This window comes from Guptibacillus spartinae (assembly GCF_028610625.1).
GTDB lineage: Bacteria > Bacillota > Bacilli > Bacillales > Guptibacillaceae > Guptibacillus > Guptibacillus spartinae.
Window position 1 is genome coordinate 1 of sequence record NZ_JAQQWU010000011.1, and the last position, 17,322, is coordinate 17,322.

Annotated in this window: 15 protein-coding genes; all 15 read left to right on the forward strand. The window is 36.8% G+C overall.

Going from position 1 to position 17,322, the window contains the following annotated elements; genetic code table 11:
* Nucleotides 1–395: 395 nt before the first annotated feature.
* The 15 genes from PQ511_RS16985 (at nucleotide 396) to ltaE (ending at nucleotide 17,321) form a co-directional block, all read left to right on the forward strand.
* The gene (locus PQ511_RS16985; RefSeq protein WP_273853114.1) at nucleotides 396–1,241 is read left to right on the forward strand and encodes a hypothetical protein; all 846 of its coding nucleotides are present in this window, start codon (nucleotides 396–398) and stop codon (nucleotides 1,239–1,241) included.
* Nucleotides 1,242–1,301: 60 nt separating this feature from the next.
* On the forward strand, nucleotides 1,302–1,454 hold the full coding sequence (locus PQ511_RS16990) for a hypothetical protein (protein WP_273853115.1): 153 nt from the start codon (nucleotides 1,302–1,304) through the stop codon (nucleotides 1,452–1,454).
* Nucleotides 1,441–1,635, forward strand: coding sequence for a helix-turn-helix domain-containing protein (locus PQ511_RS16995; protein ID WP_159787660.1), 195 nt, complete (start codon nucleotides 1,441–1,443; stop codon nucleotides 1,633–1,635). The genes PQ511_RS16990 and PQ511_RS16995 overlap by 14 nt, the downstream gene beginning before the upstream one ends.
* A 642-nt stretch (nucleotides 1,636–2,277) precedes the next feature.
* On the forward strand, nucleotides 2,278–3,123 hold the full coding sequence (locus tag PQ511_RS17000) for a sce7726 family protein (protein ID WP_273853116.1): 846 nt from the start codon (nucleotides 2,278–2,280) through the stop codon (nucleotides 3,121–3,123).
* A 2-nt stretch (nucleotides 3,124–3,125) separates the two neighbouring features.
* On the forward strand, nucleotides 3,126–4,067 hold the full coding sequence (locus PQ511_RS17005) for a sce7725 family protein (protein WP_273853119.1): 942 nt from the start codon (nucleotides 3,126–3,128) through the stop codon (nucleotides 4,065–4,067).
* On the forward strand, nucleotides 4,064–5,143 hold the full coding sequence (locus tag PQ511_RS17010; RefSeq protein ID WP_273853120.1) for an RES family NAD+ phosphorylase: 1,080 nt from the start codon (nucleotides 4,064–4,066) through the stop codon (nucleotides 5,141–5,143). Before PQ511_RS17005 ends, PQ511_RS17010 begins: the two co-directional genes overlap by 4 nt.
* A 412-nt stretch (nucleotides 5,144–5,555) precedes the next feature.
* The gene (locus PQ511_RS17015) at nucleotides 5,556–6,896 is read left to right on the forward strand and encodes an FAD-binding oxidoreductase (protein WP_273853121.1); all 1,341 of its coding nucleotides are present in this window, start codon (nucleotides 5,556–5,558) and stop codon (nucleotides 6,894–6,896) included.
* 298 nt (nucleotides 6,897–7,194) lie between these two features.
* Nucleotides 7,195–8,130, forward strand: coding sequence for an aldo/keto reductase (locus PQ511_RS17020; protein ID WP_273853122.1), 936 nt, complete (start codon nucleotides 7,195–7,197; stop codon nucleotides 8,128–8,130).
* 313 nt (nucleotides 8,131–8,443) lie between these two features.
* On the forward strand, nucleotides 8,444–9,130 hold the full coding sequence (locus PQ511_RS17025; protein ID WP_273853123.1) for a DUF421 domain-containing protein: 687 nt from the start codon (nucleotides 8,444–8,446) through the stop codon (nucleotides 9,128–9,130).
* Nucleotides 9,131–9,448: 318 nt separating this feature from the next.
* Complete coding sequence (locus PQ511_RS17030; RefSeq protein ID WP_273853124.1) at nucleotides 9,449–10,300, forward strand: DegV family protein; 852 nt, start codon at nucleotides 9,449–9,451, stop codon at nucleotides 10,298–10,300.
* A 229-nt stretch (nucleotides 10,301–10,529) separates the two neighbouring features.
* Nucleotides 10,530–12,002 (forward strand): argininosuccinate lyase, encoded by a 1,473-nt coding sequence (gene argH, locus PQ511_RS17035; protein WP_273853125.1) that lies wholly within the window; start codon nucleotides 10,530–10,532, stop codon nucleotides 12,000–12,002.
* Nucleotides 12,003–12,484: 482 nt separating this feature from the next.
* Nucleotides 12,485–13,234, forward strand: a complete 750-nt coding sequence (locus PQ511_RS17040; protein WP_273853126.1) for an SDR family NAD(P)-dependent oxidoreductase — start codon at nucleotides 12,485–12,487, stop codon at nucleotides 13,232–13,234.
* A gap of 68 nt (nucleotides 13,235–13,302) precedes the next feature.
* Nucleotides 13,303–13,809, forward strand: a complete 507-nt coding sequence (locus PQ511_RS17045) for a pyridoxamine 5'-phosphate oxidase family protein (protein WP_273853127.1) — start codon at nucleotides 13,303–13,305, stop codon at nucleotides 13,807–13,809.
* 247 nt (nucleotides 13,810–14,056) lie between these two features.
* Nucleotides 14,057–16,219, forward strand: coding sequence for a GDYXXLXY domain-containing protein (locus tag PQ511_RS17050; protein WP_273853128.1), 2,163 nt, complete (start codon nucleotides 14,057–14,059; stop codon nucleotides 16,217–16,219).
* Nucleotides 16,220–16,295: 76 nt separating this feature from the next.
* Nucleotides 16,296–17,321, forward strand: a complete 1,026-nt coding sequence (ltaE, locus tag PQ511_RS17055; protein WP_273853129.1) for a low-specificity L-threonine aldolase — start codon at nucleotides 16,296–16,298, stop codon at nucleotides 17,319–17,321.
* Nucleotide 17,322 lies beyond the last annotated feature (1 nt).

Below are 17,322 nucleotides of genomic sequence, written 5' to 3' on the forward strand. Positions count from 1 at the left end.
GACACCAATTACGTTAGAGGGACTTGGGGTGACTGGCAAGTCTTTTTTTTTATGCCCTTATTAAAATAAGTGCAGGACTCTGCATTTTTCTGTTGCAAAGGTCTGCACTTCTATTTTGCAATAAACAGCTCATTTATTGGAATTAAAAATAATGCTGTTTAATTATTACTAATTTCATGAAAGGGGATGAGGATATGGAGAAAAGAATGAGAAAAAGTATTAGAAATTCTTATTTAATTAATATAAAAAATCAATTGAAAACTATATCTGCCCTGTTCTTTCTTACTAATATAAGTAATTTTAAGCAGAGAATAAGAACTATAAAAGTCTGCAATCATAAGATTGCAACAGAGAAATGTTACTTATATTGAGTTAATTTGAACTTGGTGAGGAATATGAAAAAGAAGCCAAGTTCTAATCTTGATATATTAAACGATTCTTATGAAGGTATGTGTTATAAAAAAGCATTAGAATTCCTTCATAATAAAAGAAGTGATGAGGAATATATAAATATTCATAATGATTCAGGTAAACGAAATACACTTGCTTGGCCCGAATTGATAAAGCTTAGAGAAGATATGGATCTATATAGGAAGTATTTATTAAAGTTTTCCTTATTAAAACGTCGGTTAGTGTTAATGAACGAAGAAATTATTGGATTCAGTCAACAGGCACTCTATGAAAAATATGGAATTAGCTTTAATCCAATTGCTCGATTTATTGGTAAAAAGAGATCTGGTCCAAGAGCAAAAGCAAAACCCAAAATAAGAAATATTGAAACGAACGTTGATTTCAATAAAGAGTTTATTGCTTTTATAGCATTATTAAGTAGAGTTCCAATTGATTGGTTGGAAGAAGAAATCCCAAGTGAAAAATGGTGCGAAAATTACTTCCGTTACCTACCAGGATCAAGAATGAAAGAAAACGAATTTCTAGAAATACTTGCTTCTTGTTCTTCACAAAAGAGCCATGATGTAAGGGGCATAATTTTAGAAACTGAAGATTCAGAGGATATTTTTATTCGGTTGGAATCAATGAATGGTGGATTTATTATTGAGTTATTCAATAAAGATAGTCCCTACAAAGATATATTATATTTGCTAGATTTAGTTAAAGAATTCGATATAAAAACTGGGAGTATGCAAACGGTAATACCAACACAAGTGAATTTCACAATTATTTCTCAAAATAGTCCTTTGAAAATAATTAATCCTCCAGAATTTTGTCTGCTGCAATTATAAGGTTGCAGTGTAATTCTTAATAGTATATCTGAACAACCTCCTAAAAAGGAGGTTGTTTTTATGTCATTAAATAAAAGAAAAGAAGAAGATAATAGAAAAAGAGAGAATGCATTGAGGTTATTAGAAAGTTGGATAAATAAACATGAAAAAGAAGAAATGAATAACAATGTCGAAATAGTTAGAGATGGTAGTAATTATAATGAAAAAGTATAGGGGAATTGAAGATTTCCCTATAATTCTGACTGCAAAAGATATTAGTGAAATTTTACATGTATCAAAACCAACTGCTTACGAAATTATGAACCGGCCTGACTTCCCGGTAATGAAGTTTGGAAGAAGTAAAAGGGTTTTAAAAACAGAGTTTTTTAAATGGATATCAACTAACAGTAGTTAAGTTACTAATAAATAAACAACTTAAACAGGAATAGTAGAACATTAATTAAAATTATATTTTAAATGGATGAGGTGTGTTGTGAATCTAGAGAAGAACTTTGAAGAATACACTGAATTAAAGACTGAGTAGTTTGTAGATGGTTAATTGTGAGAACCGTACCGTTGACTCAATATAAGGAATATGAGAATGGTTTAGAAGAAAACAAAGAAGTGGATAAACAAATTAGAAAAAACCGATAAGTTAACTCATCGGTTTTTTTCTAATTATAAAATTGTTAAAAGGGGAAATTAATTCATTTAAAGAATATAGCTAGCTATATATAAGTGAGTGATAGATGAGTAATAAGTTGTACTATTTAAATCAGATTCGAGAAGAAATAGGTGTGAGTAACTTAGATTTGTAGCAGCAATTTGCTAAACACTTTAACAATCCAATAATTTAAAGAAGTGATGTTAAAGAACGGATAATAACTGAGGAGCATTAATTACATTCAAGGTACCAAAATGAATTTATGTGATTACTTCAATTATATAAAAGAGAGTAACCAAAAGTTAAAAGATTATAAAAGAATTACTTAAGAATTACCATATGCTATGATATAAATGGGAATTATATAGCTTAAAAATAAGGAGGGACATAGATATGAGTAACAATATGCTTTTAAATAGACTCTTTACTCGTAATATATTTATGGACCTAATTAATGAAAATGATAATTCTTTATATAGTACATGTGTAGAAAGATACGTAAATAATATCACATCAACAAAGAATAGAGCATTAATTAGTGAAATTTATAATTACTTGAAGAAAGAATATAGAAATGAGTACTATTATAAAAACACACTTTTAAACAAACTCCTACTTGGAAGGCATAGTTTAAACACAACCACTGCTTTATCAGAAATTCCCATCAATAAGTCAAAAGCTGATTTTGTATTAATTAATGGAAAAGCGACAGTTTATGAAATAAAAACTGAATTAGATACCTTTGATCGTTTGGATAGCCAGCTCCATGATTATTATAAAGCTTTCAACAACGTTTGTGTTGTGACATCAGAATCGAATTATCAGAAGGCCAAAAGAATGTTGGAAGATACAAATGTAGGAATTTGTATATTAACTGATAGAAATACAATAAGTACAAGGCAAAAACCTCAAGAAGATAATTCAAAGTTAGATCATACAGTACTATTTAAAGTTTTAAGGAAGTATGAATTTGAAAATATACTTCTTTCTCATTATGGAAAGCTTCCTGTTACCTCTCAGGTTAAGTACTATAAAACATGTTATAAGATGTTTGCCAGCATAGAAATAGACTTAGCTTATCGATATGTAATTCAACAACTAAAACAAAGGGGTTTTATTGAGATAGATGAATATAAAAGTGTCCCTTATGAATTGAAATTTATGGTATACTTTTCAAAATATAGAAAAAACGACTATTTAAAATTAAATAATTTTCTAATAAAACATTGGAGGGGTTAGCTATGTATTTACCGTACTTGAGGGGGAGACAATATGAACTTTTAGCTCTCAGAGAATTAATTGAATTAGATCTAATAAGTGAGAGAATCAATCCAATAATCGAACCAATCAAACCATCTGCAACTTTGATTAAAACTCTAAAAGTATTTATAGATAATGAAAGGGAAATTTCAGTCATACACAATCCAAAAGTAGGTAACTTTAACAAGGAAATTACGATGTTAAAAAAGAGTGATTGGACACAAAAATTTGATGAGTTTATTCATAACTCTAATATTACTTTATCCCACATAATGAATAAAAACAGCAGAGAAGAATTAAGTCCGATTTTTGAACAAGGTAAAGAAAAAAATGAACTCTTAGTAATTAATAAAGATAAGGATTCCTTAGATATTTATCTTGATATATTCAATATTGAGAATCCAAAATATAATTTAATACCAGACAAAAAAGCATTTATGAGAAGAGTTAAAGATCGCCGAGTATCAATTGCGAATAGATTTGAAAAAGAGGCAAGAAATTCAGATTATAAAGATATTGAAAGCAACTTTTTTTCCGATGATCATTTATTTTTTAAAGAAGATGGTTTTATAGGTTTTTCTGATTACTCTGTAGTGGGTGAAGAATACTTGGAGTCTGGCTTTGCTCCATATGCTGTAGCTATACATATTGTATATTATGATGAAGAAATGAATTTAAGGATAAGACATTTTGTGTCAGAATCAAATGACGATATTTCCGATCCTGCAGGTAAATTTTATGAAGCACTCGAAAAGTTAGCTTTATGGAAGGATACTGTAGATATAGATACTTATGGTATAAGAAAATTTATGGAACATTATAACGAGGGTTCATACCCAGGTTTAGGTACTGTGAAAAAACTATCAATTATGCACCATATAGAATTAATTAGTCAATATTTTGATGGGGTAAATAAAGGATGATTTGTTGCACTAAATGTTTTAAAGACCCGGAAATAAAAGCTATTATTGAAGGTATTGGAAAAAAAGTAGAATCTGAGTGTGATACTTGTGGAAAAAGAAATGGGTATATATATGATACTGAAGAAAATGATGAATTAGTAGATAGTTTTAATGGATTATTAGAAATATATACTCCTGAATCACAATTACCTGATGATTTTCCAATGGAAAAGAAATACTTACTAAAGAATGAGTTAGACGATAGGTGGAATATTTTTAACATTGAGAAAGATAAGATATATCCCTTAGTGAAAAACATTTGTGCTGAGAAATACAATGAGACTTCAGACTTGTTTAATACACCTATTAGTATTTTGGTATTAAATGAAAGCGATTACTTGGAATCAAACTCTCTCCTAAAAACAAATGACTGGAAAAGTTTTGTGAAAGAAATAAAGTATCATAATAGATTTAATACAAATTTTATCAATACTAACGTCTTAGATATTTTCTGTGATTATGTAAAAGTCTCCTATAAAAAAGAACAAACCTTTTATAGGGCAAGAATTTCTCAACAAGAAGAAGGTTTTTCAATTAATGAGATGGGTTGTCCACCGATTGGAAAAGCCTCAGATGGAAGGGCAAATCCATTAGGTATTAGTTATTTGTATTTATCTAACAATATTGATACTACAATTCATGAAATAAGAGCGGGTACACATGATTACATAACAGTTGGTACCTTTAGGTTAAAAAGAGATATTGAATTAATAGATTTTATTACCCTAGATAAGATAAGTCCTTTCTCAGAAATAGGATTAGAGCAACATGCTGTAAACAAAGAACATCTTAGGAAAATAAGTGATGAAATTGCCAAGCCGCTTAGGAGGGGCGATAGCGTACTTGATTATTTACCAACCCAATATATATCTGATTATTTAAAAAGCAAAGGACATGAAGGAATAAGGTATAAAAGTACTATGAATCCAGAGGGATTTAATATAGCTATATTTAATCCAGAATTATTTGAATGTATTGATGTTCAAGTTTATGACATAAAAGAAGTGATTCACCGAAAAGAAAAAGTTGTAGAATAAGTATTGTTGATTAATTAATTGTTCACGAAATTTCACAAACTACATAAAAGCAATAGTATATAAGTGTTCTGATGAACGCAATTTATTGCTATAATACGGATTTTACTATTCTAATATAGCTGGCAGTGTAGAGGTCAGCGGTTCGAGCCCGCTATGCTCCATCTATGAAACCCCTCTTGCGGATGCAAGAGGGGTTTTTACTTGTTTGGGTATTTTATCAATATAAAACAATGAATCGTGAGAACCGTCCCCACGATTCGCCCACAATTCCCCACGATTCGTAAGAACCCGATTTCTCTTAAACTCAAAATTCACCTGATACTTGCTTACTCCCCTCTTCATACCCGTGCATAAGATAGTATTACTAAATTATTTGTATTGATATTTAGTGATAATAGAAGGAGTGGATAGATTGAAATCAGGAACGAAATTGACGGGCCGAGTGATTTTTAAAGGCGAACCCGGCTATGAAGAGGCACGGCTAAATTGGAATCCGTATACTAACACATTTCCTCTAGTGATTGTATTCGCGCAAAATCATTATGATGTGTGTAATGCAATTAAATGGGCACGAGAAAACAATGTTCCTATTCGTGCTCGAGGTGGGCGCCATTCCTTGGAAAGAAATATGGCTACTGTAAAAGATGGCATCACGATCGATGTCAGCGAGATGACTCGAATTCGCCTAAATAGTAATAAGGAAATAGCTCTTGTAGAAACCGGGAACGATGTAGGTCCGGTTGTAAAGACTTTAGCTCAAAAAGGCTTTATGTTTCCTTTTGGGGATAGTCCGTCCGTCGGCATTGCCGGTCTTACACTGGGTGGTGGTATTGGACCAATTCAACGCACGATCGGTTTAGCTAGTGATAACCTTGTTGGAGTAAAAATGGTTGATGCCAGGGGAAGAACACTAAAAGCTGATTATAATAATCATTCTGACCTCTTATGGGCCTCGCGCGGCGGTGGAGGAGGAAATTTCGGAATCGCTACAGAATACGCGCTGAAATTGCATCGTGCACCTACAAAGGCTACGATTTATAGTATTACATGGCCATGGAACCAAATGGAAGAGGTAGTTAAGGTTTGGCAAAGGTGGGCTCCTTTTGTTGACGATAGATTAGGCGCTATATTGGAGGTTTTTAGTAAAAACAATGGGTTACTGCAAGCAACAGGACTGTTTTTAGGTTCAAAAGCGGAGTTAACCAATTTATTAAAACCATTATTAAGAACGGGTACGCCAACAGAGGTTAACATTCAAACTTCATCCTGGCCATCCGTCGTTGACCAGTGGCTTGTCCCTGACCCAATTCCGTCAGACATGGCGAATAAATTTTCATCATCATATGGTTTTCAACCATTTCCAGATGAAGCCATAAAAGTCATGCGCCGTTTTCTTGAGGAAGCAACCGGAACCGAATCCAACTTCTTTTTTCTCAACTGGGGTGGTGAAGTAAGTAGAATATCTCCAAAAGACACTGCATTCTTCTGGCGTGACCCAAAATATTATTTTGAGTGGAGTGCAACCTGGACAAATCCTTCAGATGCTCGAAGAAATCTTGCTTTAGTGGAAAGAACCCGCGAGATGTTAAAGCCGTTCTCCAAGGGATCCTATGTTAACGTTCCGGATTTTAACATTGAAAACTATGGCCATGCTTATTATGGAACGAATTTTGATAGACTCCGGAAAGTAAAATCAAAATATGACCCGATGAACGTATTTCACTTTCCGCAAAGTATCCCTCCAGCTTATTAGAGTGTTAGATGATAAAAGGAATAAAAGATCTTATTTATAAGAGAGGCGCTATTCTGTTAAGAATGGCGCCTCTTTCTTTGTTAGAAAGGTTGGAATGATTCTTTTTTTAGTGACGGTTTTTGTTTTGCCTTCTATTTATTCGTTTGCTATTAGGTTAAATCAGGGAAATATTGTTAGTATGATAACTAAGAAGGGTAACCACTCATGAACAATGTATTATTTCTTATACCTACTAAAAACTATAGTAAACATACAGCTTTCAAAAGAAATATGAATGTGGAGAAGGAGGAACTATCTCATGAAACACCGCAACTTAGGAAATACAGGAATAAAAGTCTCCGAGGTTGGATTTGGAGCATGGCAACTAGGTAATGAAAAGGACTGGGGAAAGATGACAGAGGATGAAGCGATTCATTTAGTGAGGAACGCGATGGATTCCGGGTGTACGTTCTTTGATACTGCTCCTAACTATGGAGCTGGGAAAAGTGAAGAACTGCTTGGAAAAGCTTTTAAAGGAAAAAGAGACCAGGTGGTCATTAGCAGTAAATGTGGCCATCATTCGAATGGTGAACAAAACTTCGAACCTGAAAAACTGATGAGCTCAGTAGACGATAGTTTACGAAGGTTACATACCGATTATCTTGATAGTCTACTCCTTCATAACCCGCCATTCTCAACCCTTAATGGAAACAGCCCGCAGTTTGAAGTACTGGAAAAACTAAAGAAGCAAGGGAAGATCAGAGCATATGGAGCTTCGGTCGATACTGGAGTAGAGATGGATGAACTATTAACTAATACGGACAGTCAGGTGATTGAGGTTATGTTTAATCTCTTTCATCAAGAGCCAGCGGCTGCGATACAATCAGCTGAACGTCAAGGGGTTGGCGTGATTACCAAGGTTCCTCTTGATTCAGGTTGGCTGACAGGAAAGTATGATAGGAATAGTCGATTTAGCGGAATTAGAAGCAGATGGAGTGCAGAAGAAATTGAACGAAGAGGAAGGTTAGTCGAACAAGTTCGACGTATTCTGGGAAATGATCGTTCAATGGCACAAGCAGCACTGCAATTTATTCTTTCCTATCAAGAAGTGTCTACTATTATCCCTGGAGCGAAAGATAGTCACCAATTCAACCAGAATGTAGCTGCATCAGAAGGAAGATTATCGATAGAAATGATTAACGAGTTAAAGGGTATTTGGGCGGAAGAAATAATGGGTTCGAAACTACCCTGGTGAAAATGATGAGTTTAAGAACCGTTTGGTGAATTCGGTGCCTGAGCCTCGATACGTTAGTTTAGAAGCGTATCGAGGCTCAGGCACCTTTTTTCAATGAAAAGTTTCCTTTCCTTCACATTTTCACAATTAGAGTCTTGGAATTGGAAAGTTTGTGTACAAAGATGGTAACAATAGGAGAGATACGGTATATGGAAGCTAACATAAAAATAATTGAATAGTGTAAAGATATTAAACGTACAGTATTTTTTAGTAGTAGAATGATTTGCTGTGTTTTTACTTTTATAATAACTGGTTTATACAAAGAGGTGTCTAAATGCTCTCGTTTATCGTAACGGTACTCCTATTGTTTTTAGTGACCATCGTGGTTATACGATTTATGGGGAAGTCCGCCTTAGCTCAATTTACCCCACATGATTTAACAGCCTTATTTTTCATTGTTACCCTGGCGATTAAAGCCATCAAAGTCGAAGGGGTTACTCAAGCGTTAATAGGGATTGCGATTATTATTATCATACATATCTCACTATCAAAATTAAGTCTATACAAGCATCTCAACCGATTTGTAATTGGAGAACCAACGATATTGATAAAGCATGGCAAGTTAATCAAAATGAATTTGAAAAAAAGTCGCTTTTCTTTGTCAGAATTATTATCAAGTATTAGAAGCAAAGGCTATGCTGACGTGACCAATATTCAATACGCTATTCTTGAACCAAATGGAGAAATTAGTGTCCTTCCTAAAGAAGAGTCTATGCCTGTGACACCCAAAATTTTAAATTGTGATGTCGATTATAGTGGTCTTCCTATTGCGGTTGTCATTGAGGGGAAAATACAATATAAAAATTTAGAACTCATTCATAAAGACAAAGAATGGTTGTTAAAAGAAATTAAAGCAGCAGGTGTTTCAAGTCTAAAACATATCTTTTATGCTTCGGTAAGGGACGATGATTACTCCTTAACCGTAGATAATGGGAAAGGAAACCTGGGAACGTTAAAATAGAAAGGGATGAAACACAGTGACCGTCAATTAAACATTATTAAATGCAAGGAAAAGTTATCAAGCAGATTAACAGAAGGGTCTGATTCCATTTTCGGGATCGGGTCTTTTTTTTTATGTTATTAGTGGTTTTGAGATGTAGGCAGGAATTTGAGAGAAACAAAAGAAGATGGTTTTCACATCTGCAGTAGAATTCAAATCAAATTTGCACATAGTACTGCAAAGAAAATGAATCACACTGCTAACAAGGTTTTCTCCTGTATAGTTAAAGCATAGTGTAGAAAGAGTGAAGGAACTAAATTTAACCAAGGGGGAGATAGCATGCGAAGAATAATTTTATCGACCGAAAGCGGCGCCGACGTACCGGATGATTTAGTTGAAGTTTATGATATTCAAGTCGTTCCCATGCACATCATTATGGATGGTAAGGATTATTTAGACGGTTCATTGCCGGTCCAGGATATTTATGACTATTACGAACGAACGAAGAAAATCCCTTCTACTACCTCTACAAATGCTCATGAGTATCAAGAGTTTTTTGCAACTATAAGAGAGAAATTCCCAGATTGCATCATTGTACATATTGGTTATACATCAAAAGCATCTTCTTCTTTTCAAAATGCTGTCATTGCTGCGGAAGAATTTGAAGACATTTTTCTCATTGATGCTCTGAACGTTACTGGTGGATTAGCTGCAGTTGTATTATATGCCGCTAAAGATTTAGAAAAAGAACCTAGCATTGAACCGGAACGCTTAGTTGAAAGAATAGAGGCAGCCGTTTCTAAATCAAGACTGGCTTTCATCCCAGGCAGCCTTGATTTTCTTAAAGCAGGAGGAAGGGTAAGCAATATGGCTTCACTGGTTGGAGCTCTATTGAGAATAAAGCCATGTATCGAGTTGAAGGATGGAAAGCTCATGTCTACAAAGAAGTATCGCGGGAAAATGATTGGAGCTAGTGAAAAGCTTTTGAGAGATTACTTAAATGAATTCCACATCGATCGAGAGCAGCTTTATTTTATTTATTCGATCGGTCTTGATGAAAAGATCAAGCAGCGGATGGATGAGGTTGCCAAAGAAAGTGGATTTCAAAATATAAGATGGATCCAAGCGGGCGGTATGATTTCAACTCATTCTGGTGCCGGGGGCTTCGGGATAGCGGGATTGGAGCAATAATATGGGCTAGAATCAGTGGGGGACGATTCTTAGTGATCTCAATTGGTTTAAGTTAAGTGGCATTGCCCTAGTTCAAGCTGCTATTCAGCCGCAGCAACATATATGTAGTAAAGAGTATAACCACACTGGGTTATGCTCTTTTTAGTATGTTGTCACTAAACAATAATGAAACATTCTTTGGAGTGAAACCAGTTAATACGCTCAAACTAAAAGAGGTGTAACCATAAATATGAGTAAAGAAGACTTTGAGTTAGAGGATGGATCCAGTTTTCCCGGGAAAACCTACGTAAACGAGCTGCTCAAACCGCTTTTTAAAGACCAGCGTGACTACTTATTTGATGCCATGTTTATGATTCATCGCGCGCATACAACGATGCTGAAAGAACAAAAAATGCTCACTGATGCTGAGGCAAAGAAGATATTGGAAGGCGTAAATGAAGTGGCAAAGATGGAGAGGACGTTACTCAACTATGTCCCAGAGTACGAAGATTTCTTTTTTCTTGTGGAAGCCGAAGTGGCGAAGGTAATTGGTGACGATTTAGCAGGCAAGATGCATATCGCAAAGAGTCGGAATGATATGGGTGAAGCGATGTATCGGATCGTGATTCGAGATCATATGCTCGATCTGATGGAGAACGTAAAAAAACTAGGCCAATCACTTGTTATGCAAGCGGAAGACCATCTTCATACGATCATGCCCGCCCACACGCATACGCAGCCTGCGCAGCCAACAACCTTTGGTCATTATCTCCTCGCCATATCCGATAATCTATCGAGAGATGTGGACCGCTTGTGGCAAGCGTATCATACAGTCAACCATTCTCCGATGGGAGCGGCTGCGATTACTACGACTGGTTTTCCGATCAGCCGAGAACGAATGGTTGAGCTACTAGGGTTTGATGACGTGATGGAAAATTCCTATGATGCGATTGGAACAGGAGACTATTTGCTAGAAACGGGTCTCACCTTAGTTAGTTTGATGACAAACATGGGCAGGTGGATTCAGGAGCTTCTTCGTATGGCCTCTAATGAAGTGGGTTTACTAAAAGTTTCGGATGCTTATGTCCAGGTGAGTAGCATCATGCCTCAGAAAAGAAACCCGGTATCCCTGGAACATTCAAGAGCGCTGGCTAGCAGTGCCGTTGGAGAAGGATTAAGTGTCATTCAGATGATTCATAATACGCCATATGGCGATATTGTGGATACAGAAGATGACTTGCAACCGCATCTTTATAACGGGTTCCATAAAGCCAATCGTGTTACAAAGCTCTTAACAGCTGTTATGACTACAATGAAATTTAACAAGGAACGCGCACTCCAACAAGCCAAAACAAATATGATTACGATCACTGAGTTAGCTGACGTCCTTGCTAGAGATTATGATGTGCCATTTCGAAAGGCTCACCAGATTTCGAGCTTCGTAAGTAGAAAAGCAAACGAGGCAAAGAAAGAGCTATATGAAGTAAACCTTTCTGAAGTAAACGAATGGATCGGTTGTGTCCAACTTTCAGAAGAAGATTGGCATCACATTTGTGACCCTTCTAAGTTTATTGAAAGAAGAAACATCACGGGGGGACCAAACCCACAAGTTGTTGAGCGGATGGTTCAGAATAGGAAAGTACTGTGGGGGGATCTGGGTGAGAAGGTAGAAACTTATGCCGCACAGATTGATGCGATTAAAGAAGACTTGGAAAAATCATGAAGACATAGTTAAACCGGTTCCAACGCAGTTAAATAAAGAAGTGCACAAGTCCTTGGAAACAAGGGCTTTTTTAGTACGAGAGATTGAGAGGTATAGAAGAAAAGGCACAAAGAAATATCCTAATTTCAAGTAATCGGGCGGGCATCACTCAATATCCCTCTTGAGGTAAAGGAGCCAAATGTACTTAGACATTTTTCAATTTGAAAAACGTGTAAATTTGTGACAAAGCGGGAAACAAAATTGTAGGTACTTGGGAGTGACAAAAGGATAAATCCTTCAACTCTCAATGTTTTTTAAATGGAGAACATTTGTGAAGTTCACTAACAACTTTCCAGCAACATTATTTCTATTTGCAAAAGTGGTATTCCGTTAACAGGGATATGTACTGGTGCCTGTCACTCTGTTCTTACAATGAATGTTGATTAGTCGTTTCTTAAATAGGGAAAAGAACAATTGAATAAGCAAGAGCTTAGGAGGAAATTATGAGCGGAAAAGTTGCCCTGGTAACAGGCAGTTCAAAGGGACTTGGCAAAGTGATTGCACAGAAACTTGCTGAATCCGGAATAAAGGTAATTATTAATTACAGTAGCAATAGAGAAAAAGCAGAATCCGTGGTTCGAGATATTCAAGAGCTTGGCGGAGAAGCAATCGCTATTCAAGCAGACATCACAGATCAAAAAGACGTTGAAAAGTTGGTCGCTGTTTCACGAGAGACTTTCCAGCAACCGATTGATATTCTCGTCAATAACGCCACAGGTCCACAGCCAGAACTTTCTTTGGAAGAAGTGACCTGGGAAGATTACCTGGATCAGCTGCAGTTTACAGTGAAAGCCCCTTTGTTACTTTTAAAAGAGGTTATGGGGGCTATGAAAGAAAACAAGTGGGGGCGCATAATTAATATTGGAAGCGAAGTTGTGGAATTAGGTAATAGCGATTTTTCTAATTATGTAACTGCAAAGTCTGCGGTCATTGGAATGACTCGCTCCTGGGCAAATGAGCTTGGGAAACATGACATCACAGTCAATGCTGTGCATCCAGGTTTTACTCCGGTTGAGCGTCATGGTGACGTTTCCGAGGCAAGCGCAGGTAGTTATATTGATGGCCTTCCTTTGAACCGGTTAGGGAAACCGGAAGACATTGCCTATATGGTGCGCTTTTTAGCAAGTGACGAGGCTAGCTTTATAACAGGACAAAATATCAATGTAAATGGTGGGAATACCTTTGGAGTATAATTTTTCCTAACTGCGTAGTTGATAATACCTAATTTAGTAAGTTTCACTATTTGAAGGAGGAATCGCAAATGACAAACCAACATTCAGAAAATCAGGAAACCCTTAAAAATATAAAGGATTTGATTAAAGATGAGAAGGTAGCCATGTTAACTACTATTTCTCCAGATGGCAAGCTGATGTCTCGTCCAATGCAAACGCAGGAAGTGGAATTGGATCGGGAAGAGATCTGGTTTATTACGAAAAAAGATACTGATAAATATGAAGATATTAAACTTAACCCTGCCGTGAATTTAGCATACGCAGGTTCATCTTATGTATCGATTAGCGGCACTGCTGAATTGGTCCAAGATAGCGAGAAGAAGAAGGAGTACATGAATAAGGTGGTTGAGAAACTGCTAAATACTTCTGCTGATGATCCGGATGTTGTATTGGTTAAAGTCACACCGGAAATCGCTGAATATTGGGAGTCGGGAGTGAATGTTAAGACAGTTAAAGAGTTTGTAAAAAAGGTGACTAGTCGCCATTCATTAGAAGAAGGCAACGATTTAAAAGATACTGTACACTTTAATAATTAAAGAAGATAGACCCAGACTAGTAACTAGTATATGAAAGTAAAGGAAACCCCCTTGCAGGTAGCAAGAGGGTTTTTTATTGGTTTTATGAACGGTCGGCATAGGAAAAAAATCAACTTCTTTGACCATTTTGTATGATAGAGGTAGAGTCCTAGGGTTTTTTAGTATACTTAAGCTATAAACAAATGAGATGACATATACTCCATATAACGTTGCTTTCTCACAAACACTCTATAAAGGAGGAGGTCTCATGACTCTGAAACGAATTCATACAGGCTATTTACTTGGTTTATCACTGCTGATCAGTAGCGTCATCTATTTCTTTGCATCGAATTGGCAAGGGATCGAGCGGATCGAAAAGATTCTTCTAGCAATTGGACTTATGTTGCTGTTCTTTGTCCTAGCAACAATCCTTAGCCGTTTCCAACATTCACACCGATTTCTTGAAAGATGGCTCTGGCTGATTGGAACGATTGCGTTTGGGGTTAGTATTGCGCTCATTGGTCAAACGTATAATTCCCATGCAGATTCGTATCTCCTATATTTGATCTGGCTAGTTCCAGCTGTGATTTTTGGAGTGCTTACGGGATATAAACCGTTTTATGTATTAGGTTTTTTATTAAGTCAGCTCGCCTTTTATTTCTATGTATTTCCGTCTTCTTATTTTCCAGATTGGACACCTGGTACCGCACTGATCCTCATATTCATCTATTTACTTTTTACCCATGCGTGGTTTTTTCTTTCACGTTCCTCTTGGCTCCGTTCAAATTGGATCATGTTCGGCAGCTTTTGTTTGATTCATCTGGTCTTTATCGCTTCAAGTTTTGGCTACTGGGAATACAGTACGCTAATAGCGTGGCTTTATGTCGGATATGGAGTGATTAGCGTATCCCTTTGGAAACATCGGGAAGAAAAGGAACTGTTTATCTTATCAGGAATTGCCCTAGGGTTATTCCTATTCGGGAAAATGTTAGCCGTATTGAGCGATGCATTTGGTGATCTTATGCCATTTTTCTTATTAATTGTAGTAGGATTCATTGTTTTTCTCACCATTAAGTATCTTCCTCGATTGGATCGAAGTGAAAAGGGATCAGAAGCTTGGAAGCGCATGTTTAAATCATCCTTGCTTTTTGTGGTGACGGTCGTCAGTACAGTGATGTTAATCTCAGCCTTTTCGGGAATCATGTTTCTCATCTTCAGCTGGGATCATGCCCTTGCATTTGTGTTTTCATCTCTTATTCTATTGTTATTACCAGGTCTCTTACTAAAAAATAAAATACCGTTCTTGTCTACAATCCTCCTGCTGTCTGGATTGTCAATCCTATCATTAGCTAACCTGATAGACGCATTTTCCAATGGTTTGCTACCTAAAACGGTCGTCGTGATGCTCATCTCTTTCTGTATGATCGGAGTCATACTAAAACTCATTACGAACGCATGGGTTGGTTCGTATGCTTATCTACTTGCAAACGGAGTACTTCTCTTATTTTTATTTAAAGTTGAAGAATCACTACTTTTGATGGATTCTCATGAACCCCTGCTGTTGCTCGTTCTTGTTTTTGGTAATGGGTTGATTCATATTCTTGGACGTGACGATTGGTTCAATCGGAACGCCCTTGTCTATAGTATCGTGCCTTTGTTTATCTTAACGTTCTTCTTTGAAGGCGAGTGGTTATATTGGCTTCTAAATAGTGTGTTTCTTCTTCTATCCACGCTTCTTGTCTTTTACAAACCATGGCAGTCTAATCCATTTCGGTACTGGGTGGGACTCACGCTATGGTATGCGTTTCTGTTCTATAAGTACTATGACATTGCGTGGTCGCTCGTTCATAAATCGCTCACGTTGTTGGTAGCGGGTCTTCTTGTATTGGGGATTACAAGAATGGTATCACGAAAGTACAAAGGAACAGCTGTTGAAGAACCTACTTTCGTTGCCGGTAGATGGAAAATTATCTGGTTGGTTGTCATTCTGATGGTTTCATTCATCACCTATAATGGCGTGAAAAATGAGGTAGCGCTTCAATCTGGGAAAGAAGTTCGACTGGCTCTTGCTCCTGTGGATCCTCGCTCGATGTTACAAGGGGATTATGTGACGCTGCGCTACGATATCTCAACGCTGCCTGGTGCCGTACTTCCAGCTAATAAGAAGATAAAAGTTGTGCTCACGCCTACTTCGGGTGGATTGTATGAGTATGGAGGGGTTTACAAAATCGATGATAAGTGGAGTAAATCATACGAGCCTTCTGATGATGATATCGTGATGAATGGCACCACCTTTTCCGATCATGATGTTCAATATGGTATAGAGAGTTTCTTTATTCCGGAAGGGGCGGGTCAAGTATTCGAGGATAAAACGTTGGCAATCGTTAAAGTCAGTGAAAATGGAAATGCGCTACTCATAGAGTTAGAATAAAAAGAGAAAAGTCACCTTGTCTTAAGGTGGCTTCCTTACCTATTTGTTTTTTAAACCGATAAAAGGAGGGCAAATTGTGATAGATTTACGGAGTGATACGGTAACAAAACCAAGTGAAAAGATGAGGAAAGCGATGTACGAAGCTGAAGTAGGGGATGATGTTTATGGAGAAGATCCTACAGTAAATAAGCTTGAAGAGCTCGCTGCCCATATCCTTGGAAAAGAAGATGCCTTATTTGTAACGAGTGGCACCCAAGGAAATCAAATTGCGGGATTAGTACACTGTAATCCTGGTCAAGAAGTGATTATGGAAGCTGAAGCCCATATCTTTCTTTACGAAGCTGCAGCATTGTCCGCTTTTGCAGGTGTTCAAATAAAAACGCTAGATGGTGTGAATGGTGCTATGGAACCGAGTGATGTAGAAGCTGCCATCCGAGGAGATGATATCCATCAGCCTGAAACCGGACTAATCTGTATAGAAAACACTCACAATAAAGCAGGCGGAGCTGTTGTTCCCCTTGAAAATATGGAGTTAATTTATCACTTATCGAAAAAACAAGGTATCCCTGTTCATTTAGATGGTGCACGATTATTTAATGCTGCTGTAGCTTCTCAAACCTTAGTTAAAGAATTTGCGAAGTATACAGACTCCGTTCAATTTTGCTTATCGAAAGGGTTAGGCGCGCCGGTCGGATCAATGATTGCAGGTTCTTCTGATTTTATTTCTCAAGCTCGAAAGTGGCGTAAACGGTTAGGTGGCGGACTTAGGCAGGTGGGAGTGCTCGCAGCACCTGGCATCATTGCACTTGAAGAAAACGTTACACTACTTGAGAAAGATCACGAAAACGCAAAGCGTCTAGCTGAAGGCTTTCAAAATATTGATGGATTAGATGTTAGAAATAAAGTAGAAACAAATATTATTTTAGTGGATATTACGAAATCTAACAAAACCACGGAGCGCTTCATAGATCAGTTAAAAGAAAGTACTATTTTAGCAGGCTCATTCGGCCCAAATATTATTAGATTTGTAACGAACAACGGCATTACTAAAGAGGATATTGATCAAGTATTGATCACCGTTCAAAAGATACTAAACAATTAAA